Annotated in this window: 26 protein-coding genes and 1 pseudogene; 13 read left to right on the forward strand and 14 right to left on the reverse strand. The window is 32.2% G+C overall.

Features of this window, described 5'->3' with window-relative positions; all coding sequences use genetic code 11:
* The 3 genes from ESZ47_RS06835 to ESZ47_RS06845 form a co-directional block, all read left to right on the forward strand.
* A partial coding sequence (locus ESZ47_RS06835; RefSeq protein ID WP_244307568.1) for a recombinase family protein occupies positions 1 to 435 on the forward strand: 435 nt, incomplete at its 5' end.
* A gap of 236 nt (positions 436 to 671) precedes the next feature.
* On the forward strand, positions 672 to 1,343 hold the full coding sequence (locus tag ESZ47_RS06840; RefSeq protein WP_148605997.1) for a hypothetical protein: 672 nt from the start codon (positions 672 to 674) through the stop codon (positions 1,341 to 1,343).
* Between the two features lie 42 nt (positions 1,344 to 1,385).
* Positions 1,386 to 1,820, forward strand: coding sequence for a hypothetical protein (locus tag ESZ47_RS06845; protein WP_148605999.1), 435 nt, complete (start codon positions 1,386 to 1,388; stop codon positions 1,818 to 1,820).
* A 113-nt stretch (positions 1,821 to 1,933) separates the two neighbouring features.
* Here the strand turns inward: ESZ47_RS06845 and ESZ47_RS06850 are convergent, their stop codons facing one another.
* The 6 genes from ESZ47_RS06850 to ESZ47_RS06875 form a co-directional block, all read right to left on the reverse strand.
* Positions 1,934 to 2,410 (reverse strand): hypothetical protein, encoded by a 477-nt coding sequence (locus tag ESZ47_RS06850; protein WP_148606001.1) that lies wholly within the window; start codon positions 2,408 to 2,410, stop codon positions 1,934 to 1,936.
* A 206-nt stretch (positions 2,411 to 2,616) separates the two neighbouring features.
* Entirely contained in the window at positions 2,617 to 3,246 is a 630-nt protein-coding gene (locus tag ESZ47_RS06855; RefSeq protein ID WP_148606003.1) for a hypothetical protein, read from the reverse strand.
* A 297-nt stretch (positions 3,247 to 3,543) separates the two neighbouring features.
* Positions 3,544 to 5,760, reverse strand: coding sequence for a glycoside hydrolase domain-containing protein (locus ESZ47_RS06860; protein WP_148606005.1), 2,217 nt, complete (start codon positions 5,758 to 5,760; stop codon positions 3,544 to 3,546).
* Positions 5,761 to 5,931: 171 nt separating this feature from the next.
* The gene (locus ESZ47_RS06865) at positions 5,932 to 6,207 is read right to left on the reverse strand and encodes a phage holin family protein (RefSeq protein WP_148606007.1); all 276 of its coding nucleotides are present in this window, start codon (positions 6,205 to 6,207) and stop codon (positions 5,932 to 5,934) included.
* 12 nt (positions 6,208 to 6,219) lie between these two features.
* Complete coding sequence (locus ESZ47_RS06870; RefSeq protein ID WP_244307569.1) at positions 6,220 to 7,125, reverse strand: peptidoglycan amidohydrolase family protein; 906 nt, start codon at positions 7,123 to 7,125, stop codon at positions 6,220 to 6,222.
* 208 nt (positions 7,126 to 7,333) lie between these two features.
* Entirely contained in the window at positions 7,334 to 8,023 is a 690-nt protein-coding gene (locus ESZ47_RS06875) for an XRE family transcriptional regulator (RefSeq protein ID WP_244307570.1), read from the reverse strand.
* A gap of 120 nt (positions 8,024 to 8,143) precedes the next feature.
* Between ESZ47_RS06875 and ESZ47_RS06880 the strand changes: the two genes are divergently transcribed.
* On the forward strand, positions 8,144 to 8,686 hold the full coding sequence (locus ESZ47_RS06880) for a sigma-70 RNA polymerase sigma factor region 4 domain-containing protein (protein ID WP_148606010.1): 543 nt from the start codon (positions 8,144 to 8,146) through the stop codon (positions 8,684 to 8,686).
* The gene (locus ESZ47_RS09310) at positions 8,670 to 8,888 is read left to right on the forward strand and encodes a hypothetical protein (RefSeq protein ID WP_161595278.1); all 219 of its coding nucleotides are present in this window, start codon (positions 8,670 to 8,672) and stop codon (positions 8,886 to 8,888) included. Before ESZ47_RS06880 ends, ESZ47_RS09310 begins: the two co-directional genes overlap by 17 nt.
* Positions 8,889 to 9,040: 152 nt before the next feature.
* On the opposite strand, the gene ESZ47_RS06885 is transcribed toward ESZ47_RS09310, so the two are convergent.
* Together ESZ47_RS06885 and ESZ47_RS06890 are read right to left on the reverse strand one after the other, a co-directional pair.
* On the reverse strand, positions 9,041 to 9,418 hold the full coding sequence (locus ESZ47_RS06885) for a hypothetical protein (RefSeq protein ID WP_148606012.1): 378 nt from the start codon (positions 9,416 to 9,418) through the stop codon (positions 9,041 to 9,043).
* Positions 9,408 to 9,623: a helix-turn-helix transcriptional regulator gene (locus ESZ47_RS06890; protein ID WP_148606014.1), complete on the reverse strand. Its 216-nt coding sequence runs from the start codon at positions 9,621 to 9,623 to the stop codon at positions 9,408 to 9,410. Before ESZ47_RS06890 ends, ESZ47_RS06885 begins: the two co-directional genes overlap by 11 nt.
* A 186-nt stretch (positions 9,624 to 9,809) precedes the next feature.
* Between ESZ47_RS06890 and ESZ47_RS09545 the strand changes: the two genes are divergently transcribed.
* Positions 9,810 to 9,914 (forward strand): putative holin-like toxin, encoded by a 105-nt coding sequence (locus ESZ47_RS09545; RefSeq protein ID WP_280114212.1) that lies wholly within the window; start codon positions 9,810 to 9,812, stop codon positions 9,912 to 9,914.
* A gap of 119 nt (positions 9,915 to 10,033) precedes the next feature.
* On the opposite strand, the gene ESZ47_RS06900 is transcribed toward ESZ47_RS09545, so the two are convergent.
* Positions 10,034 to 10,279: a hypothetical protein gene (locus ESZ47_RS06900; RefSeq protein WP_148606016.1), complete on the reverse strand. Its 246-nt coding sequence runs from the start codon at positions 10,277 to 10,279 to the stop codon at positions 10,034 to 10,036.
* Between the two features lie 23 nt (positions 10,280 to 10,302).
* The gene (gene mobQ, locus ESZ47_RS06905; RefSeq protein WP_148606018.1) at positions 10,303 to 12,330 is read right to left on the reverse strand and encodes a MobQ family relaxase; all 2,028 of its coding nucleotides are present in this window, start codon (positions 12,328 to 12,330) and stop codon (positions 10,303 to 10,305) included.
* A 301-nt stretch (positions 12,331 to 12,631) separates the two neighbouring features.
* Between mobQ and ESZ47_RS09315 the strand changes: the two genes are divergently transcribed.
* Both ESZ47_RS09315 and ESZ47_RS06910 read left to right on the forward strand, forming a co-directional pair.
* Positions 12,632 to 12,775 carry a hypothetical protein gene (locus ESZ47_RS09315; protein ID WP_161595279.1) on the forward strand — a complete coding sequence of 48 codons (144 nt, stop codon included), beginning with the start codon at positions 12,632 to 12,634 and terminating at the stop codon, positions 12,773 to 12,775.
* Between the two features lie 97 nt (positions 12,776 to 12,872).
* Positions 12,873 to 13,151 carry a hypothetical protein gene (locus tag ESZ47_RS06910; protein WP_148606020.1) on the forward strand — a complete coding sequence of 93 codons (279 nt, stop codon included), beginning with the start codon at positions 12,873 to 12,875 and terminating at the stop codon, positions 13,149 to 13,151.
* Between the two features lie 8 nt (positions 13,152 to 13,159).
* Here ESZ47_RS06910 and ESZ47_RS06915 read toward each other — a convergent pair whose 3' ends face one another.
* Positions 13,160 to 14,356, reverse strand: coding sequence for an MFS transporter (locus ESZ47_RS06915; RefSeq protein ID WP_148606022.1), 1,197 nt, complete (start codon positions 14,354 to 14,356; stop codon positions 13,160 to 13,162).
* Positions 14,343 to 15,464 (reverse strand): ThiF family adenylyltransferase, encoded by a 1,122-nt coding sequence (locus ESZ47_RS06920; protein WP_148606024.1) that lies wholly within the window; start codon positions 15,462 to 15,464, stop codon positions 14,343 to 14,345. Before ESZ47_RS06920 ends, ESZ47_RS06915 begins: the two co-directional genes overlap by 14 nt.
* A 234-nt stretch (positions 15,465 to 15,698) precedes the next feature.
* On the opposite strand from ESZ47_RS06920, the gene ESZ47_RS06925 reads away from it, so the two are divergent.
* A complete protein-coding gene (locus tag ESZ47_RS06925) occupies positions 15,699 to 16,592 on the forward strand; it encodes a helix-turn-helix domain-containing protein (RefSeq protein ID WP_148606026.1) in 894 nt (297 codons plus the stop codon).
* Between the two features lie 64 nt (positions 16,593 to 16,656).
* Positions 16,657 to 16,812: pseudogene (locus tag ESZ47_RS06930) on the forward strand (site-specific integrase); the annotation flags it as partial.
* A 528-nt stretch (positions 16,813 to 17,340) separates the two neighbouring features.
* Here ESZ47_RS06930 and ESZ47_RS06935 read toward each other — a convergent pair.
* Positions 17,341 to 17,661 (reverse strand): type II toxin-antitoxin system RelE/ParE family toxin, encoded by a 321-nt coding sequence (locus ESZ47_RS06935; RefSeq protein WP_148606027.1) that lies wholly within the window; start codon positions 17,659 to 17,661, stop codon positions 17,341 to 17,343.
* On the reverse strand, positions 17,651 to 17,944 hold the full coding sequence (gene relB, locus ESZ47_RS06940) for a type II toxin-antitoxin system RelB/ParD family antitoxin (RefSeq protein ID WP_148606029.1): 294 nt from the start codon (positions 17,942 to 17,944) through the stop codon (positions 17,651 to 17,653). Before relB ends, ESZ47_RS06935 begins: the two co-directional genes overlap by 11 nt.
* A gap of 1,126 nt (positions 17,945 to 19,070) precedes the next feature.
* Here relB and ESZ47_RS06945 point away from each other — a divergent pair.
* The 3 genes from ESZ47_RS06945 to ESZ47_RS06955 form a co-directional block, all read left to right on the forward strand.
* On the forward strand, positions 19,071 to 19,904 hold the full coding sequence (locus ESZ47_RS06945) for a ParA family protein (protein ID WP_148606031.1): 834 nt from the start codon (positions 19,071 to 19,073) through the stop codon (positions 19,902 to 19,904).
* Between the two features lie 2 nt (positions 19,905 to 19,906).
* The gene (locus ESZ47_RS06950; protein WP_148606033.1) at positions 19,907 to 20,284 is read left to right on the forward strand and encodes a Replication-associated protein RepC; all 378 of its coding nucleotides are present in this window, start codon (positions 19,907 to 19,909) and stop codon (positions 20,282 to 20,284) included.
* 398 nt (positions 20,285 to 20,682) lie between these two features.
* The coding region (locus ESZ47_RS06955; protein ID WP_148606041.1) for a DUF1542 domain-containing protein at positions 20,683 to 21,263 on the forward strand (581 nt) is incomplete at its 3' end.

Here is a 21,263-nt window from a genome sequence, read left to right on the forward strand (position 1 = left end):
ACACGTCCTCAATTTGAAAAATTAGTTCATTTAATTGAACCAAATGATACTTTGATTGTTACAAAGCTAGATCGCTTTGCCCGTAATACACGAGAAGCGCTAAATTTAATTGACTCCCTATTAAAGGAAAAAATCATTATCAAAGTTTTAAATCTAGGAACTATTGACAATACTCCTATGGGTCGTATGATTGTTAGAACCTTATTGTCGGTTGCTGAAATGGAACGGGACATGATTATTGAACGCACACAGGCAGGTAAGGTATTTGCTAAACAGCATAATCCTAACTATAAGGAAGGCAGACCCAAAAGAAAAAAAGATAGCCGAAATACTGCTATCTTTGAATATTCTAACGCTCACACTGTAAAAGAAACCGCTGAAGCCTTCAACCTATCACCCCGAACCGTACAGTATATCAAAAGATTATTTAGTTAATACATACTTAATCAATTCAATAAAAAAAAATAGCCCGTATCTAATTTATACCAAACATATTATAGCATTTCTATTTTTTACATATCATTATATTTGATTAAAAAAATTTAAATTCACATATGTAATATAACTATCAGTCAGAGTAGTTTTCAAGTTTAACATAATTTGCTTTATTGTTATTTTTATGTTTGAATATAAGAATCATTATTATCAACTAACAGTTGAGGGGAGAAAAAATGAATAAGAGAATAATAATGATACTTGCTATAACAGCAAGTATCACCATAGGGTTAACATCACATGTTTCTGCTGCAGCTAAAGGTAATTCATCTACCATAAACCAAAAAATAAATGAATCAGATACTGCAATTGAACTACCAGGCGGTGGTTTTCTAATTGGACAAGGAGAATTTAAAGGTAAAGATGCGCAAGGTAATCAATTTACTATCAATCCTGCAACAACATCCTACAAGGTCACCACTGTAAAAGAAGCCCAAAAAGATCAAAAAAATGAATTACTAGCAGCAGAAACTAAAAATCCACTGTTAGAATCAAAAGTTTATTTGCCTACGGGTGACCCTTCTGCAAGCCCAATAACAAAGCCTGCAACCCAATCTTCAATTACTCTTAATGCTAACCAAGGATATTCTGGAACCATGGCTGGAAATAAGTGGCGTTACGCCAGATATTGGTTTTCTCCAGCTGATAATACAGGTGGTCCTTACTTAAGATGGGAATCTCATGGAGATTCTGGACTAGTTATTACTCCTTGGAGTGGAGAAGGACAAGGAACCGTAATCAATGATGGACAGGCTAAATATATAGCGGGCCCTTATATTACAAATCAAACATCTTTTTCATCGTATAGTCCTGCAAAATATTCTTATTATTATGTAGGAAATTGGTAATAAATTTCTTTAACGTTAACCTTACTTCAAAGGAAAGGAATCATGTTTAAAAATACTAATTATTTTATAAAAAAACACAATAAAAATAAATTAATCGCTATCTTATTAATAACAACTATTAGTATCCTTAGTTTACTAGTAGCCATTCATGGTCCCCATGTCCATGAATCAAAACCTGTTTATCGTTCAACTAAAAAAAATAAAGTATCAGCGCGCACAACTGTTTCATCGTCTAGTTCTCAAAGTAGTGACGATAATCAGCATCAAATGGTCGTTGGGGCGACAGTCAATGCAGATGAACAACCGCCGACACAAACTGCTTGGGTTGACCCAAATGGCGGTGGTTACTTTACCGGTGATGGTCCTTTTGACATCACGGATAAAGACGGTAATCATCATCTTGTCGACCCAATAAAAAGTGGTTGGACTAAAACGACATATGGTGATATACAAAAATCATATACTGATAATAAATAGCTATATCACTTATAATTAAACCGATTCACAAATAAATAACGATAAAAAACTCACAACTACTATTACTAGTTGTGAGTTTTTCATTTCCGATGACAAATTAAATTATTCATGTTCTATTTAATTTTAGTTGTGTCATCAACATAAAGGTACTGCTTAAAAATATATTTTGATGGGTGACCAACATTCTTGTCGTGGTGCATTTTTACATTTGCGACTATTCTCATAATTTCTGCAAGACATTCGTAATTAGCTAGTTGAGATTTTTGAATTAATAAAATTGTTGTATTAAACGTACTAAATGGCTGTAACTCAATAAAATAGTTTTCATCATTCTCATATACAATAAAAGCAGTAAATTCCTTGTGAATTTTATTTATAATATTATCTATTGCACTAATATCTTCTATAAAATTGGAGTCCAAAATATTATTCTTAAGGGTTTTAATAGTCTTAATGTAACGAACAACAATATAGATACTTAACAAATCCATAATAATAAGCAAAATAAATTCAAAAATACTTTGGAAAATACTGACATGAAAAACGATATCAGGCATATACCATAGATTAAATAAAAATGTAATTATCATCAAAATTATTAGCTTTATTTTTTTGTTCATATATTTTTTTATAAAATTCGTTTCTATTTCTAGTATATTCTGCAGGAATCAATATATCCTTCTTTTCTGTCTTTCAATTATTATGCCACCGTCTTCATATACTATTAACCTTCTATACTTTATAATGTTCGAGGTTTCCAAAGAAGTTAACACAATTACATTGGAGTTAATAATAACTAATTTGTTCTGCGATAATTAATCAATCTTTTTTGAGTCTTCTGTATTTTTTCTTTTTCATTAATTGTCAGTATTTCAATAGGAATATATACTGTTTCAACATGTCTAAAAGGAAGTTTGTAATCCGTTACTATTCCTTGGCAAATATAATAATTATTGACTTCAAATATATTTAAAATTTTCCAATTTTTAGTATTGAATTTCAGCGACTGGCAACCTGAAAATGTAAATGTATCATCAATCAAATTATCTACTTGTAGGCTTCCCTGAATTAGGGATTGCCAGGTTTTTATTGATGGTAGTATTATGAATATAATAAATGGCACACTCAATATTGAAATAATAAAAACTAAAAAAATATAAGCATTTAATATTTCGTCAATGGCATCACCTAAAAAAATTAAAACAACAAAAGATAACATCATCATAGCAATTCCAATAATAACAGTTGCGATAGCTAACTTTGCTATACGAACTCTCAAACTAAAATATCGAATTTCTTTGTTTGATAATTTTTCTTCACTAAAAGATGATTTGACATAACTGTTTATCATTAAAACAGTTTTTTCATTTAATTCATAATTTTTATTCTCCATAATTACGAAGGGAAATGATTTTTTTTTTGACATACTTAAACCTTTTCTACATTGTAAACTACCAAATACGTAAAAAAATATTTTACCATGATGAATAATCAACATAAACTTTTTAAATATTCGGACAATTGCCTGACTTAACAATTCTTAAGAACAAGTACGATCAGTAATATTATACATATAATTTTTACATCATATCATATTATGATAGCCCCATCAAAAAATAAAAATAAAAACTACAAAAATTGCAGATATTTAAGTAAAATAATAAACTTGAAGTATTTGATAGCTTTGAAATACAGTTTTACAGTTTTTAAAATTAAATTAAAATTACTTTATATCTTGGCCAATACTGATAAACAAAGCTCCAATTGCAGCGATTCCTCCAGCCGAAATCTCGATTGGAAGTGCTACAATGATAGCAGCTACTGCCCCGACCAATACAATTCCTGCACTTACTTCGGTAACAACTTTAAATCCATTCGCCCATTTTTGACGTATCTCGTCCCAATTCAACTCTTGTACTGTCTCAAAAGCTGGCTCTTTTACCAGTGGGGAGGTATTAAATTGCATTTTGAAAGTAACAGCCCAATCAATAGTATATTCATTATTATTTATACTAATTGGATCCGGAGAAAAAACTAAAGATATAACTGGGGCCATTGGCAACTCATCTTCCATAATGTTACCTGGTCGAACAAGTACAGTTACAGAGCCCGACTTTATCCCAGCAGACAATTTATCAATATTTGCTTGAATAACAGTACCAAATTTTAAAGAACTTAAATTTTCATAATGTTGAGTAAAATCGGGAGTAATCTTCCCATTTTTTATCTCAAACGTCATTGGAATTTCACTCAATTCTGTTGTTTGTTCTAATGTGCTACTCATCGATACTGAAACTTTAATTGTTTCACTATCCACAAGTTTTATTTCTCCAGAATCCCATGTAATATTCGCAGAAGCCACTCTATCCTTTAGTCCCTGCCATTTTGTATCTTCAAACCACTTTGATTTAGTTATTGCAGATTCAACTAAATATGTCACTCCAGCGTCAATATTTGAAACGGCCACACGATCCAACGCTGGTAAGGGTCCTACACCCACGCCGTCTTCAAAGAATTGATCAAAGGCCCAATTAGTTGGTTGTGAAAATCCTAGATTACCGGAAAATCCTGTTGACATATTAGAGACATAACTATAAAGTACGGAAGATACGGCATGTGAAACACGCGAACTAACATTTCTTGTACCATATACACCAATGTGATAATGACTGATGCCTGCGACAATTCCTTGGAAATACGGAATCGCTGCTGTAGTAATTTCATCATCAGTCATGTCCATATCGACAGCAAAATAAATTGTCTGACCATTTGGGATTCCGATGTTAAGTGCTGCTGACACAGCCGATTGAGCATCTGATACACCTTGATTGTAGGTAAAATAATCTACTGAAGGTGTATTGTCTTGATAGATTGGAACTAATTTTAGACCTGCGTCAATAATATTTTGAGCTTCTGTTCTTGTAAGATTTTTATCTCTCTCAGATGCACCACTACCGACGGAACCAGTTAAATAGCGCCCAACATAATTTACATCATAATCAACAAGAGCTTTAATCATACTAGCATCTAACTGGTAAGACGTATCCATCCCAAAGAAATTTCGAGCTGGATTTCCACTAGATAACATCAACGAATACATTGTGGTACTATCAGGTTGTCCCGCCTTTACGGGATCCAACATCATAAAATTCTGAAACTGATTTAAAATATTTTGAGTGCTACTATCCAATGCACCTGTAAATGCTGGTCCTTTTGCTCCTTTGGTCGTCAAATATTCTTTCATATTGACATATAAGGCATACTGTATCAATTTAATGACTTTATCACCTAGACCATTCGAAAATGCTGATTTATAGGTTGAAATCGTTGTAGGTCCCCAGAATCCATTGGCAATGTCCCCTAATCCTAATTCGGCTTGAACACCATAAATTAACGCAGTGTTCGTAGCACGCTGATAAATGCCATCTGTTGGTAAAATACCAGTGTATTGTCGATAATTAGCATTCAAATATTGTTGCATATTGCGCACTGTCTTATCACCACCACTGACTAGTACAAAAGCACTCATATCAAATAATGCCTGTGCTAGTTGAGAATCCAACACACCTGTTGTTGGAATACCTGCATCGGATTGTAGCGACTTGATAGCTGACTCTGTATAAGATGAATAAGTACCCGTAAATTCTTCTGGACTAATTCCTTTAGCCCAGAATGCGCCTTGAATTAAGTAAACAAAGTTACTTTTGTATCCTTTTTTTAAGTTAGGAACTACTTTTGCATCAAATGCTGCTGATGTTGCTTCTCCAAATGCTGGCGACCCATCCTGTAGCGCAATGCCTAATTCATGCTGCACACCACGAATTAGACCATAAATTGTTGGCCATCCTGTGTTTCCTGTCTCTGGAACCTGCTTGTAATTAGCCACAGATCCATACGTTTTGTTTAACCACTTTTGCGTTGCTAAAACCATTGTGTCCATAAGTTATTTACCTATATTTCTATTTTATTTGTGTAAGAAAATGACGTCACTTTAACCTTACAAAGTATAAAAGGTATTTTTCTTCAAAAAATTAACCAAATTTATTTTTAGAAATTATCTTTTTAAATAAATCATGCAAAAAGCACCTATCATAAGATAGATGCTCATATTTTATTTAGATTTCGTGATCAGATTGCCAACAGTCGATACAATAGCATTCATACTTTTGCTTGCTGTTTCATTCGCACCAGTTGAGGCAACACCTGACCAAGCACCTATCAATAAATTTGTAATCAAATTATCGTCTTGAATAAAAACTGAAATAATAAAGCTAAGCATAATACCTATTAGTAATGCAATCATTGGTAAATATCGATTAGATAATTTGGCAGCTTTCAATGCTTTTACAATAGCCCAAGTTAGAAAAATAATCAGTGTTGTTGTCATATAACCTCCTTTTTAATCAATAATGGCATACTTGGATTTAATCCAAACTGGTTCACCAGACACCTCAATGGCCATAGTATCGCCATTATTACTAAGTACCTTGTAATGTCCAACTAACTTGAAGTATTCCTGCTGTGGTGTACCAATTTGTGCATATTGGTTTGTTAAGTATTGACCTCGTTTGTCAGTTAAAACGATTCCAGATAACGGAATGTAGTTGTTATAGTCTGTTACTGGGATACTGAGCAAATTATTAACCGCATCCCATTCACCATTCCAGTAATCATACCAATCTAATTCAAATGTTTGATTGAAATGAACAGTTTGAGTGCTTATGTCTTTAATTTTTGAAACATTTGGTTTGATATAACGATAAACATAGGTATAGGGGAAGTTATCCAAACGAGCAAAATTATTATAGTTAATATTTTGAACGGCCGTACCAAACTGACCAGCAGTGTAATAAGATGTACTTAAAAAATTAGCATTTGGATCGTTACTAGAAATTATACCTACGTGACCAAAAGAACCACCAGACTGGCCCTTCTTGCCCCAAATCACAATATCACCTCTTTGAGCTATCCAATCTTTATTCTCTGATATCAATTCATAATTATTTTCTTCCAAATATTGGTGAAGATAATCTGTACTATAAAGCCACTGATATTGTTTTCCACCAGCATCATAAATGGCTTGGGTCATACTCCCAGAACAATCAGCTGTACCATCAACACCATTACGGGAACCATACATCGAGTATGTTAGCTTCCCCTCATGTTTTTCAAACCATGCCAATACCTGGTTTTGATCAATGTCTCCATTATGATTTATTGAAGCATTAACTTGGTTAATTGGAATTCCAAACAAAAAAAAGCTAAGGACAATCATAACGACCATTCTAATTTTTAATTTATTCACATTCATTCCACCTCTTTTCTTATAAAAATATTCGTAGTGGTTTTTCAACCCTACTCCAAGTAAAAGCTGTTTTTAATCAAAAAATTAACCGAATAGCCCTATCTTTAACTACAAAAAATAAACTTGCACACTCAAAAAGACAGTAAAATAATATTTTACTGTCTTTTTTATAAATGTTACTTTCAAAAATAAATAAGAAATAGTTTGACTACAAGACAACTGTCCCTAGAACTTCGATATTATGATCGTTATCAATAATTAAATCATTATAGTCTTTGTTCAAAGAAACAAGCCGATAACCTTGCTCATCAATTACAAGTTTTTTAACATACACATTAGATCCATCATACTTGGCAATTACAATTTGGCCACTACGCGCTTCTTTTGTACGCTTAACAAATATTATCTGTTTATCTGTAAACATTGGTTCCATTGAATTTCCATTAACAGTTACAGCATAGTCATGTGGGGGGACTTCTCCATTGAAAGGAACTGATTCATGATATTCTATATCACTCAAAAATTCACCAGTTCCAGCTGAAACTGCGCCATATATTTCAACAACATCAGAAAGTTTAGTGATTTTATTTTGTTCATTTAACTCTTTTCGAGCATGATAATATACAGATTGTTTTCGTTCTCGATTTAACTGGAGATACAATCCATTAATACTTGGAAAGGAACTTTCAAATAAAGGAATTTGGACTAATTCATCTACACTGACGTCAAAAATATGAGCCAACTGGATTAATACTTCAAGATTTGGAATTGCTATTCCTTTTTCCCAATTAGCGACGCTGCTGCCACCCTTTTTCCCAAGTTTTTGGGCTAATTCCATTTGTTCAATATTACATTTTGCCCTGAGATATTTTAGATTCTTAGAAAAAATCGTAGCCATCACCAAACAACCTCCATTTTATATTAAATTATAGCATACTACTTCAATTAATTTGAAACTAGCTTGACTTCAATATGTTTGAAGTGTAAAATTTCAATCAACTAACAGATGAGGTAAACTATGAACCAAAAAAAAATCACAATTGAAAAACTTGAGCGAGAAAAAAACAACAATAATATCATATCAAACTTTATGTCGTTATCTAATACCAAAGAACTGATCAAAAAGCATCAACATTCATTGATAGACACTACCAGTTTCACTAAAGAACTGAATAAAAGTTTCCAAGAATACTTTTCCTATGTTTTATTTCTTAGCTATCTAAACAAAACACTCTATTTCAAAAGCCTCCATATCAAGCAAAAAAACAACAATACAATAACAAAAGATAAACCATTAGACCAGCTAAGTCTTTATCAATTACCAACGTTATTGGATAACATTGACAGTAACTTAATTCGAAGTTTACCTTGGCGAACTATTTTAACACCTCGACAATTATTTATCCTAAACAAAATTTACATTGAGGGCTATAAACAAAACGAAATAGCTAAACAATTAAATATCACACCACCAGCAATTAATAAAATTAAGAAAGCCAGTTTGTTAACCATCAAACAATACATTGAAAAGAAGGATATTTCTAATGATCTTCAACCCTGAACTTTGCACTGCTCTAGCCAATAACGATGAAGAATTATTAATTAAACAGTTACAGCCTCTTGTCAAAAAACTCTCGTATTCCGAAAGAAACTTCCAAGAGGACTTGTATCAAGAATTGAATATCGAAATTATCACTGCATATAGAAAATCACTACCATTGATTGAACAAAAATATCAAACTTTTATTGAACACTTAGATTAGTCTTTTTAGATGTTTCCTTAAACATCAGAAACTAAAGACTCTTGTTAAGCAATGAAAATGGCAGTTAGTTATAGCATAAACATCTTTGTAAAATTAAAAGATACATAAAAAACGACACAACTGTTAAGTTGTGTCGCTTTTTTATTGCATTCTCAATTATTTTTATGATAATAAGAGAACATCAAAAGATTACACATTTTTAAAATTAAGTACGCTACCAAAGTTAAAACTAATGCAATAAACGGTATATGAATGATACTAAAACTTAGTAAAAGCAGACCAAATACCACCTCAATGATATTAAATGCAACGGCTTTAGCTTTAAGATCAATTAGATAATTCCTCTCGTCGTGGTCAACAATTTTTTTCTTTGTCATAGACATAATAATCATCGAAATACTAACTGCGGTTAAAATACCATACCTAAAACTGGTTGGAACTACTTTTAGTAAAACAAATACTATTACTAATAATATCAAAGCAAAAATACCAATTTCTTTGTAATTAACTACGTTTTTTCTATTTTTCATAATTTTCATCTTCCTCCGTATAAATAAATATTTCTTCAACACTTTTTCCAAAGTATCTTGCGATTTTAATTGCTAATAAAATGGACGGATTGTAACGACCGTTTTCTAGTGAACTGATTGTTTGTCTAGTTATCCCCAGATACTGAGCAAAGTCTTGTTGGCTAATTTTGTTTTTTTTACGTAATTTTTCTAAATTATTTAACAAGATAAGTCCTCCTTTTTAATGTAAAGCTAACTTTCCAATATGATAATAATGATATATAGGTAAATCACACCTTATCCTGTATAATGGTTTGAGTAGAGAAGTTAAGGCGGTGGCTATTTCCTTAAAGGGGGTGGTGCTTATGGTGTAAAAACTATAAACTCACATTCTAGGAAAGGAGTAGCCCAAGTGTCCACATCGGACGCTTTACAGCTTATGCTAATGTTTGGTACTTTTATAGTCACCTTACTAGCGTTAGTTGTTGAGTTGATTAAAAATCAGCAAAAAAAATAACCGCCTTAGCTCTGGCAAGCTAGTGGTTATTTAATCGTATTAAGTTATGCCACCGTCTTAAACGGCTCTACATGGGAAGTCTTGTTAGCGCAAGGATTCCTTTTTCTGTATTCATTATATCATTGTTTAATCTTTTCTGCATAGTTCCAAATTTTGTATAACCAATCATTATAATAATTTTCTAAATAAGGGTCGCTCAAATTATTAATAGAGCTTTCAGTTATATTATCAGCTAATTTTCTACTATACGGTGGATTAATAACCTGCTGAATTGCTTGTTGCGCTTGTTCAGGGTGTTTGTCTGCTAGCTTGAATAAGTCAAGTAACTCTGTCCTTCTGGTGTCTAATTTCTTTTTGCTTACCATTTGATGTAATCTTTTCTATTCTGTTATCGTGATAATCCTTTATGATGTTGTCGTTTCTTTTTCTCCATTGTCCATTCGGTCTCTTTTAATTCTTTCTTTTTTCGTGCTTCATCAACATACAACACTTTCATAATGGTGTTATTGAATAATTGACCCAAATAGTCTAGTGGTGTCGTTTCCCGATAATAAACACTTTGATAATCAGGTATATTTTCTTTGCGATAGGCTTCAAAAAGCTTACTTTCTTGTGCCATAACTTTTTTAACTTGGGCAATTTGTTTGTTAGTAATGTTAAGATCTTGACTACTTTCTCCAATAAATAACTGCTTTGTCCCCTCATTAGACAACACTCGGACCAAATTTTTATTTTGAATATCATCAAGGCTTAGTGTGCCACTCAAATAAGCCAATCCTTGCTGATGTTCCCTTGTAGTAAACTGAACTGGTGGCTGAGTCTTTAATTTCTTAAATTCTTGCTTGGATAGTTGTTTCAATTCGGGATTAAAGTACACAATAGCCGAGTAAATCTTTTCCTGATCAACCATCGGTAGATGAGCCAAATCTAGCTCAGGAAAGGTATTTTTTAATACCCCTTCATATTGGGTTTGAACGACCTTTTGAATGACATGAATCACCTCTAAATCTTTTCTACCGCGTTCTAAACGATTTTGTTCTTTATCTGTAAGATTTCGTACAATACTTCCTTTCGATCGTTCGATATCGGCAAATTGATAACCTTTTTGAGCTAAGATTTCGATCATATCATTTTTGATACGTTCTTCCTGATTTACTAATACCAACCAACTCACATAAGGTCGCTTTGTAAATGTTAAAATTTCTTTGTTTAAAATATCCGTTCGTATCATAGCTAAACGATCTGTTAATTCTTTTCCTGTAAAAATAGTGCGCTCACTATCTGTTTCTTTAATTAATTCTCTTCTTTCAGCAATCGTCATCTGTTCTATGTCTACTTCTGGATAGATTTTTTTAATCGTTCGATTAACAACTTGATCTATTAATTCGTTGGCTTGTACAAGTGACTGTTCTTGGTGGTTAATCGTCAGTAATTGTTTTGTGATATCCTCACCAACTGCTTGTTTCATAAATAGACTATTTTTCCAGTGAAATAATAGACGTTTTTTATCATCTAAATGCTCTAAATCAACAAATATTTGTAGCTCTTTGCTTAACTGTGAAATTGATCGCTTTTCACTAAATGAGAGATGCTGTTGTTGTGTTTGCATTCTACGTTCACGATGGATTTTTTCATCCACATTTTTTAACTGAGCCACGTGCTTGTCATGATCGAATACTTGTTGATTAAACTTTTCTCTCTCATGTCTTTTCCCAGACACACCAACGTGTTGTGTTGCCGTTCTATCAATTCCTTGTTCTTCCAGGGTCTTCTCACTAATTCGGTCCGGCATGTTTTTTTGTTCAAACACACGATTCACCGATTTGGCCCATGCCTGACGCCACTCCTCAACTTTTCCTTTTTTATCCCAATCTACCAACCATATTTTTCTACTCTTAGGATACTTACTGGTCCCTGTATAAGTCTTATGACCCTGCTCATCTAAAATATATTCTTTTTTACTTTTATTCCCCCAGGTACCGTCGTCATTAAAGGGACGATTAGTAAGCATTACATGAGCATGTGGATTTCCCGGGTGATCTCTATGAATAGCAACATCCGCAACCATACCCTCATTGACAAAGTTTTCCTGAACATACGTTATTAACAATTCTTTTTGTTCCTGCTCATTCAATTCAATTGGTAAGGCTACATTAAATTCTTTCGCATATCTTGAATTCACTTTGCGATCTTTAGTTTCAACTTCGTTCCATAATTTTTCTCTATTGTTAGCCCATACTGGAGCGTGTTCTGGGGCTAAAATAAAAGATTCTGGTAGAATATCTCTCACATAAAAATAACACTTATCTTCCATCTCACTATATAATTTTTCACCACTTCGATAACTCGCACTGGCAATCGCACTGCGACCTTTCCCGGCACTGATGTTGGTAAAATTCATATGAAATATGGCCATATTATTGACAACCTCTCTATTCATTTCAAATTTTATTTTTGTTGTCGCTATCGGCGACTTCTAATACAAATTTTTAGCAATAACCCCATCAATATTATTAGTGGGGTGTAAGTGCGCATTGAACTCATTTCATTCGTTCTACTGGTGGTTCTACTGGTGGTTCTACTGGTGGTTCTGCTGTTTATTTTTAGTGTACTATTGTGGTCCAATTTTTACACCATATTAGTTTACTTGTTTTTATGATTGTGCTATTCTGTGGTCAATTATATAGACATGATCAAGAAAGGACCCAATTATAACGATGACTACTTTAGAAAAACAACAAGAAAAATTAAATCAATTAGCAAAAAAAATCAAGTTCGAAAAGGAAAAGATTGACAAAAGATTTGGTCATGAAATTATTAAAAGGCTAGATCTTGATTATACTAGGTTAACCCCAAAATAAATGACCAGGCTAGTTAATCAAATCATTTCGGCCTTGCCTGCTGATGATCTAACAAAGAATAAATCATCCTCAATGCATCAAGAAGGATTAAAGAATTATGACTGAAAAATTAAACAAGCTATTATCCCAACAAAAGAAATTACAAAAAAAAATTGAGCAAACAGAAACTACTTTGCGTCAATCTAATTATTTTGAAAACACTAAAAAAAGAAAAGAACGAACACGTCTCCTCATTCAAAAAGGTGCGTTACTGGATAAATATTTTGAGTCTGATCATTTAAATATTGTTGAAACAGAAGAATTGTTAAAAATATTTGCTAATTATGTTAACGCCAATAAACCTGATCAATATAAAAAAGATAAACCTAATGACTAAAAACTATCTTAAACCTCTTTTCCGAGGGGTGAAAGTCTAGCTATAAATCCTGCCAAAGTACGAATAACACCAGCAATCATAATAACTACAAACATGGGCTCCCCCCATCCTAAGAGTAGTCCCCCAAACCATGATCCTACCGGAATTGAAGCATAAGAAATCATCCGTGTTACTGAAACTACTCGACCTAGTATTTCTTTAGGTACGGTACGTTGTCGTAAAGTAAAATAAGTAATCACATTAATGGTTCCAAAAAAGCTAACTAGTCCTAAAACAACACCAATGTAAAGATAGTTTGTGTTTCCTAACAGTAATAATGTGCTAATTCCGGCCAGAATAGTACTAGACGATAGTAACACACCTGCTTTATAGCGACTTACAATTTTACTACCCAGTGCACCAGCAATTAACGAACCAATACCGCCAATGGACATAGCAATTGTTGCATCCACTAATGGATAGTTCAGCGTTTTTGTCATGTAAAAAATAAAGTTCGCCTCAAACATATTTAAAGCAAAATTAGTAAATAGAAACATCATAGACCCACTGAAAATAACACGTTGATGAAAACTATACTTGGCTCCTTCAACTATATCAGACCATAACTTTTTGATGATATGCTTACTACGTTTACTCTCAATTTTATTAGGTAATAACCTCAAAATTCCAACAGCCAATACAAAAGAAACCGTATCAATCCACAGTGCATTAATACCACCCAATAGCATGACAATCGATCCCCCAGCTAATGGCCCCATAATGGATAACGTATTATCAATAGTTTGAATCATGGCATTAGCCTTTGCAAATTGCTCTTTTCTGACAATTTCTGGAATAATACTTTGAAAACTAGGATGAATCAAAGGATCAACGGAAGCCAAAATAAAAACAGCAAAATACAATAATTTAAAGTCAATTTGTGAAAAACTTAGAACACCAATTAAAAATACACTAGAAAATACAGCACAAATATTTCCTAGAATCAAAATTTTCTTCTTTGGGTAATTATCTGCTAAACTGCCGCCAATTAATGAGAACAAGACCCAAGGTATAAAAGATACGCCAAATACTGTGGCCGCATGATATGCTGACCCTGTTCTTTGTAAAATAATTATTGGTAACGCCAATCGATATAGCCAATCACCAATTGATGAAACTAAAAAGCTAGTCCACAAATAGGTAAAATTTGGTTCAGTTTTCTCCAAAATGTTTCCCCCCACAAACAGCGCAGGTTTCTGCTAGATCCCATTTTTCTATAACTTTCGTACGCATAGTTAAAAAATCGACTGCAATTAGGTTTCCAGCAGCTTGCACTCTCCCAATACCTGTTAAATATCTCAAAATTTCTGCATTGATCATACCTGTAACTGTCGAAACTAGTGGCACAATGGCCGTGTTATCGCCTAATAGATTCAAGTATTCCTTTTCTCTTAATACTAGCGTTGAAACATCATCTCGATTAGCAACGCTATTCTGCCAGCAAGCCACACAGCCTGTTTGATGCGGTATAACAGTATAGTACATGGCACGTTGGGCTTCTAATCCTGCACAGAACATTGGTATGTTAAGCTTTACTGCTGCCTCATTCGCCCAGCGGGCCATTAAATATTTAGGTCGATCAGCTACTAAGATTATGAAATCTACATCTGAAAAAAAATCTGTTATTTGTTTCGTACTTGATATTTGTTTTTCATATATCTCAAAATTAATTTCTGGATTAAAATCATGAATTCTTTTTTGGGCTAGTTGTGCTTTGCTTTGCCCAATTTGATCATTATTATACAATATTTGACGGTTTAAATTGGACAAATCTAACTTATCATATTCAATAGCCTTGATTGTTCCAATTCCTAGACCAGCTAAATCATAAACAATATGTGAACCTAATCCACCAAGACCAATAATTCCAGCTGTAGCATTTTTCAACTTTTTTTGGACTTCATATTTGTTTTTGCTTAATTTTATAAAAGAGGAAAAGAAGTTAATATTTCTATGATATCGTTCTCTATCATAATCAGATAAAATACCCGATCCCGTTAACTCAGAGTCTTCAATAAATCGTTCACTATTCAAGTCCTCAATGAGTTCGACAACATCTTGTTCGGAAAATTGTGTATATTGCTGACTAATCCGTTTACTTATCTGTGCAATTGTATATTGCCCATCTATCATTTTAAAAACTTGCTCAACTGCACCTGTTTCATCATCATAGACTGTATTTTTACCAAACCCACCAATAATAATTCTTTTCGCTTGATAAACTATGGGGTATGCCTTTTTAAATTTTGGTTTAATCTCTTGATAGTCCATCATATATTTTATCCTTTGCTTAAACTATGTACCCCTCTCGATAATATTTCTTATCAAAAGGGATTAGAACTAATCTTTAAACGATTAGCCTTCAAGTGCTGAACCAGCAACGCTTGAAGGAGTTGTTGTCTTCTTGATCATTGAATTTTCATTCCTTTCTATGGGCTAGGCTCATTGATATTATTATGTTAAACTCTGAATAATTCAAAAAATAAAAATGTGCATATAGGTTAAATCATGACTGAAATTGGTGAAGTATTTAAAATATTTAGAACTGGAAAAAATGTGACATTGAAAGAAGCTAGTCATAATATTGTCTCTTATCCATTTTTATCAAAATTTGAGCGTGGACTGACAGATATTTCGTTCACCCACTTACTAGAATTACTCGATCGGATTAATGTTCAACTATCAGAATTTGAGTTTCTCTATCAAAAATGTAATGCAAATAATAATGACCTATTGCCTAGCTTTCAAAAAGCCTATCAGTCTGGTGACATTGTTGTATTAAAAAGTCATTTAAGACTTTGGCAACATAAACAAGGGAAGTTTGCTGAACTACAAGTTATCCAATTAAAAATGATGCTGACCACATTAAGCGCAGATAGCATCACAAAAAACGAAATATTAACCCTCGAAGACTATTTCAAAAATATTAGTAATTGGACATTTTTTGAATTATATCTTTTCGGACATGCTATGCCCTTCCTTGACGAAAAATTTATGTTTCATTTATTCCAAGAATTGCATCAAAAAGGTATCCTATACGATAATTTTAGATACGATAGTTTTTCAATGTTATTTTATATTTACAACAATATCATCTTGTTTATGCTGGAACATGATCATCTTGATACTGCTGATTTACTCATCCAAAAACTGACCTATTATTTTAATCAACAGGAAAAAGATTATTATCATCGAGCTCGTCTTTTTAATTTACAAGGATTGGCATTATACTTGCAAGGTAAAACGGAAATTGGCTTAAGCTTGATTAAACGATCAAACTTAATTTCATGTCTCTCAGAACATAGTTCTACTTTTATAAATAACGAGAAAAATTACTTATCAAAATACTTGACAGCCAATGAATTAAAAAATGTGTTTGATTTTTCCAAAATAAAACTATAAAAAACAAAAAATAATATGTTAAGTAAAAAGTATGCTTAGTCGCTAGGGACCCCATGGGATTCATAAATCAGGTTCTTATCGGGTCTATATACAGTCAAACTATAATATTGGACTCATCATGCAATTATTAAACCATTCTAGTGAATCGATGCCTTTAACTTATTTAGGATTAGATCAAGCTAGTCGTGAAACCATATTAGATCAAATCAATTTTGTCTAGAACAATGGACCCTAGAGAGCAGCAAATATTAGCTGTACAACCAATCACAGATAACAGTTTATGGAATGTTGGTTGAGAAGGACTTAGTAATACGTTCAGGTTGATAATAAATAGTACGACGAAAAAACAAGTTCTTTAGTTTTCAAAATAAAAAGACCGCTCTGGGAGGGAGACGGCCTTTTTTGAGAGAGAATAATTTTATTCATAAAATTTATGGGAGAGAAGAGAATAGTCATGTAAGTTGACTATGTATTGAGTATAAAACAGCTAGATTAAATCAACATCAAAAAACTACATTGTGACTTGCTTGTTAACGTCTAAAATATTTAGCAATATTTTTACTAAAAAAAATAATTACAAAACCAGTAACAAATCCTATTATGAATAAACTGTTAGACAAAAAATGATACTAGTGGCAATAATAAAAAATCCAAAAAATATAATAATAATATCTAAACTATTCCTATTTTTCATTTTCTACACTTTTCCAACATTAGATAACCTCTGCAACAAACATTTCCTGAGATTTTAACCAAAAATCTCTAACCAGTTTCGTCGTTGATAAAGGACTCGTAAAATAACCAAGTCTTGATCTGAAATAATATAAAATACTAAATAATTTCCAGCAGGAATCATCCTTAATGTTTCTGAAATTTTAAATTTTTTATGCAATCTCTTAAAAACATCGATGCCTATTTCTGGCATTTCAGCTATTTTTAAAATTGATAATTTGATATTACTTAATGTATTACTTGCAGCTTGTGGGGCTAGAAATTTTTTATTGATATAAGCAAAAATATCATCTAAATCTCTTTGCGCAGCATCAGTAATCAAAATATTATGCGCCATACTTTGAAAACGCCTCATCAATCCCTTTTACACGATTATTTTTATAGTCTTGATAACCTTGGTCTATTTCAGTATACAAAGACTGAATAATTTTATCTTGACGTTTTTGTTTTTCATCAATTAGCTCAACAGGAACATCATCTTGTGCAACCATTTTTTCTAAAACAGAATTAAAAATTGTAGCCATATCAAAATGCTCAGCAGCAGCAATCTTTTGCGCTTTAACAAGTAATTCATCATTTGTACGAAAACTAAACTGTTTATTTTTTACTAATGAAGTCATTTAAATCTCCTTGTACATACAATAATATCTTTGTATATATTATTATACTATGTTTTTCCATAAAGTACTTAAAATAGACATATCATATTAATAGAACAAGTAATAATGAACTAATTCTCTGAAAAACTGAAATTTATATTTAGAAAAACAATAAAAAATTGTTGACACAGGAAGTTACAAATGCTTGATTGAGAGTGAGGGAGTTTTGAGCTGAAGTTAGTTTTCCCCTTGTTTTGGGAAGAAGAAAACTTTACCGTTAACAAACACTTGACCGATCGTTCAGTCGTCCGTCACCTTATCCATACAAGCCTTGGTTTTACCCGCCTGCTTTAATCAACTACTTTATTCATTAAACCAATAAAAAAACGCCCTTATTGGCGCTGTATCACTATATTTATTATATTCTTTCGCGCTACAGCTTAAATACAAGCCCTGTGTCCGTAGACACCGTTTTACCTGCCGAGCCGTTAATGGTCGCTCTCACCCTACTACACGCCCAGTATGGATTGTTTGTGTAGCACCCAAATATTTTTGTACAGTAGTGTCTGGGAAAATGGCACTTGTCTATTTTTTCGTATACCATATACAGCGATTTGGCTCTTCCGAGTTACTCTAGGTAACTACCCCCTACACGTCATATATGCCATACCCCTTAAAGTGTTTGGCTTCACTCTTTTTGAAATCACCCACATTTACAACACAAAGGTTATGTTATATAATATAGTTACACATTCTAACACAAATAAGAATTATGTAGCTATCAAGAATTGGCGTTCTTGGTGGCTTTTCTTTATGCAAAAGATTATTTTTAGTAATTAAAAATAATCTTTAAATCTATACCGTTGATATTAAATGTTTTGAAATTCATTGTCAACAGCCACTTTTTAATTTGTAGTATTTTTTTGTCTACTTTTTGTAGTACAGTAGTAAAGTAGTGCAATAGTAAAATAGTTTAATAGTATAATAGTGTTAAATAAAACTTTAAATATTGATTAACAGGCATTTATTACATCCACTTTTTGTAGTACAATAGTATTATAGTAAAATAGAATTATAGTCAAATAGTTAGATAGTAGAATAGTAATGTTTTTAAAAATGACTTAATTTATTGAGGAGATAAATATTTATGACTACAAAAATGTTATTTGGAAACTTTAAAGGTGGAGTTGGTAAGACTACTAACTCAGTAATGGTAGCATACGAATTAGCCAAAAAGGGATATAAGACTTTAGTGTGTGACTTAGATCCACAAGCAAATTCAACACAATTATTACGTAGAACATACGGACTTCAAAATGGTATAGAATTACCAATTGAAAACACCATGATGGTTGCTCTTCAAGAAAATACCATAAAAAATTCGTTAGTTGAAATAATGGACAATTTATATCTTTTACCGTCACATAAGGATTTTGTTAATTATCCTGACTTTCTAGAACTTAAATTTTTACCAAACGAACCAAATTATAAAAAGAAAAGAATTAGTTTTTTTCAGGATCAACTTTCCAAAATTGAAGACGATTTCGACTACATTATATTTGATGTACCACCAACATTATCAATTTATACTGATACAGCTCTATATTCATCTAATTATGTCATCATTGTTTTACAGACACAACAACGTTCTTTAGACGGAGCAGAAGCATTTTGGGAATATTTACAAACTTTCTACAACACATATAAAGATGTTGATTTTGACATTGCCGGTATTCTACCAGTATTACTAAAAAACAATGTTGGCTTAGATAATCAAATCATAGATGACGCAAAGAAAATATTTGGTGAAGCAACACTATTTAATGTCATCATAAAACATATGGAAAGATTAAAACGATATGATCGTCAAGGTATCTCCGAACAACAAATGACAGCGCAAAATGATTTTCATGATATTAAAGTTCACCGTATTTATTCTGATTTAACAGAGGAAATTATAGAAAGGACACACCAAAATTAATTATGGCAAAGCTAGAATTTAATAAAGATCCCAACCGTAAAAAAAATTTTAAAAAGGTAGAAGAAACACACATATCAGAACCTAAAAAAACTTTTTCAACTACCTCAACTCTTGACAATACACCAAAACCTTATAATACAACGCCAAACCCTAAAATGGGTAGACCAAGAAAAAATAAGACATACAGCACTATTCGTATACAACGCCACACCGTCAATAGAATTAATGCATTACAGAACACTTTAAATTTTGATACCCAAGATGATCTAATCATTAATATGTTGGATAAATTAGAAACAGTACTAGATTCTGAGCAAAAAACAATGCTTGATATGTACATGAAAACATACACAGCTAAAGAAAAAAGACAAAATTCATAATTGGTATAGATTATGAAAAAGTCGCAGAAATGAATTTGTGAAGTGTCAGAAAAGGGCAAGAGGATTAAAATTCACAAGGCTCATTTCACAACGGGCGAGAGCGGTTGATATAACAGCTACTTTGGGTAAGACGTGTTATGTTAATAAAAATATCCATATCTGAACTAATACTTCAGATATGGATATTTTTATGTTAAATAATTAATAATGTAAAACGTAAAAAATATTTAAACTACACTTTCAACTCTGATAATTATCATTTTCGATACTAAAACGTCTTACTTAAATATAGTAATATTACAAAGACGTATCATTTGTTAAATTATTATTAAAATACTATACTGTTGTTGTCGTCGAAATTGAGAATCACTGAGAGAAAGAAGAGGGAAAATTATTCCATGAATAAAAGTAGACACCTTGCACGTCCAAGTAGTATTGTTGAACACAAAAGATTTAAACTGTATAAAGATGGAAAACTTTGGGTTACTGCTCTTGCAGGTATTACATTCAGTATGATAGCATTTTCAACGCCTATCAGTGCTGATACAATAGGTGATGCTCAAGGTTTATTGTCAACTAGTTCATCTGATAAGCCAATTGATGAACAAAAAAAATCTGCTGAAAATATTATAAATAGTGAAGCTATTAAAATAGCTGATAATATCAATAATGATAAATTTTTATCTCAAACTGATAAAGATAAGCAGAATCAAGCGGTAACTAATGCTGCTACAAAAGCCAAAAGTAATATCGCCCAAGCTACTTCAAATGATGGAATAAATAATGCACAAACAAATGGTGTCACTGATATTGATAACCAATATACACCTGGTCAATCAGACAGTAGTCAAGACAAGCCTGAGACAACTTTTTCTAATCAAGATAATACTAACAAAACTACAGCCGTTGCAGATTCTTCTAACCAAAATACTAGCAATCAAAATGCAACTACAGTAGGTTCTTCAAATCAAGATAACAG

The sequence above is a fragment of the Leuconostoc litchii genome, from assembly GCF_008107645.1.
Classification (GTDB): domain Bacteria; phylum Bacillota; class Bacilli; order Lactobacillales; family Lactobacillaceae; genus Leuconostoc; species Leuconostoc litchii.

Bases quoted from the DNA above. Each gene is read 5' to 3' on its own strand.
- ESZ47_RS06840 (WP_148605997.1), top strand. From the start codon at position 672: ATGAATAAGAGAATAATAATGATACTTGCTATAACAGCAAGTATCACC.
- ESZ47_RS06845 (WP_148605999.1), top strand. From the start codon at position 1,386: ATGTTTAAAAATACTAATTATTTTATAAAAAAACACAATAAAAATAAA.
- ESZ47_RS06850 (WP_148606001.1), bottom strand. From the start codon at position 2,410: ATGATAATTACATTTTTATTTAATCTATGGTATATGCCTGATATCGTT.
- ESZ47_RS06855 (WP_148606003.1), bottom strand. From the start codon at position 3,246: ATGTCAAAAAAAAAATCATTTCCCTTCGTAATTATGGAGAATAAAAAT.
- ESZ47_RS06860 (WP_148606005.1), bottom strand. From the start codon at position 5,760: ATGGACACAATGGTTTTAGCAACGCAAAAGTGGTTAAACAAAACGTAT.
- ESZ47_RS06865 (WP_148606007.1), bottom strand. From the start codon at position 6,207: ATGACAACAACACTGATTATTTTTCTAACTTGGGCTATTGTAAAAGCA.
- ESZ47_RS06875 (WP_244307570.1), bottom strand. From the start codon at position 8,023: ATGGCTACGATTTTTTCTAAGAATCTAAAATATCTCAGGGCAAAATGT.
- ESZ47_RS06880 (WP_148606010.1), top strand. From the start codon at position 8,144: ATGAACCAAAAAAAAATCACAATTGAAAAACTTGAGCGAGAAAAAAAC.
- ESZ47_RS09310 (WP_161595278.1), top strand. From the start codon at position 8,670: ATGATCTTCAACCCTGAACTTTGCACTGCTCTAGCCAATAACGATGAA.
- ESZ47_RS06885 (WP_148606012.1), bottom strand. From the start codon at position 9,418: ATGAAAAATAGAAAAAACGTAGTTAATTACAAAGAAATTGGTATTTTT.
- ESZ47_RS06900 (WP_148606016.1), bottom strand. From the start codon at position 10,279: ATGGTAAGCAAAAAGAAATTAGACACCAGAAGGACAGAGTTACTTGAC.
- mobQ (WP_148606018.1), bottom strand. From the start codon at position 12,330: ATGGCCATATTTCATATGAATTTTACCAACATCAGTGCCGGGAAAGGT.
- ESZ47_RS09315 (WP_161595279.1), top strand. From the start codon at position 12,632: ATGACTACTTTAGAAAAACAACAAGAAAAATTAAATCAATTAGCAAAA.
- ESZ47_RS06910 (WP_148606020.1), top strand. From the start codon at position 12,873: ATGACTGAAAAATTAAACAAGCTATTATCCCAACAAAAGAAATTACAA.
- ESZ47_RS06920 (WP_148606024.1), bottom strand. From the start codon at position 15,464: ATGATGGACTATCAAGAGATTAAACCAAAATTTAAAAAGGCATACCCC.
- ESZ47_RS06925 (WP_148606026.1), top strand. From the start codon at position 15,699: ATGACTGAAATTGGTGAAGTATTTAAAATATTTAGAACTGGAAAAAAT.
- ESZ47_RS06935 (WP_148606027.1), bottom strand. From the start codon at position 17,661: ATGGCGCATAATATTTTGATTACTGATGCTGCGCAAAGAGATTTAGAT.
- relB (WP_148606029.1), bottom strand. From the start codon at position 17,944: ATGACTTCATTAGTAAAAAATAAACAGTTTAGTTTTCGTACAAATGAT.
- ESZ47_RS06945 (WP_148606031.1), top strand. From the start codon at position 19,071: ATGACTACAAAAATGTTATTTGGAAACTTTAAAGGTGGAGTTGGTAAG.
- ESZ47_RS06950 (WP_148606033.1), top strand. From the start codon at position 19,907: ATGGCAAAGCTAGAATTTAATAAAGATCCCAACCGTAAAAAAAATTTT.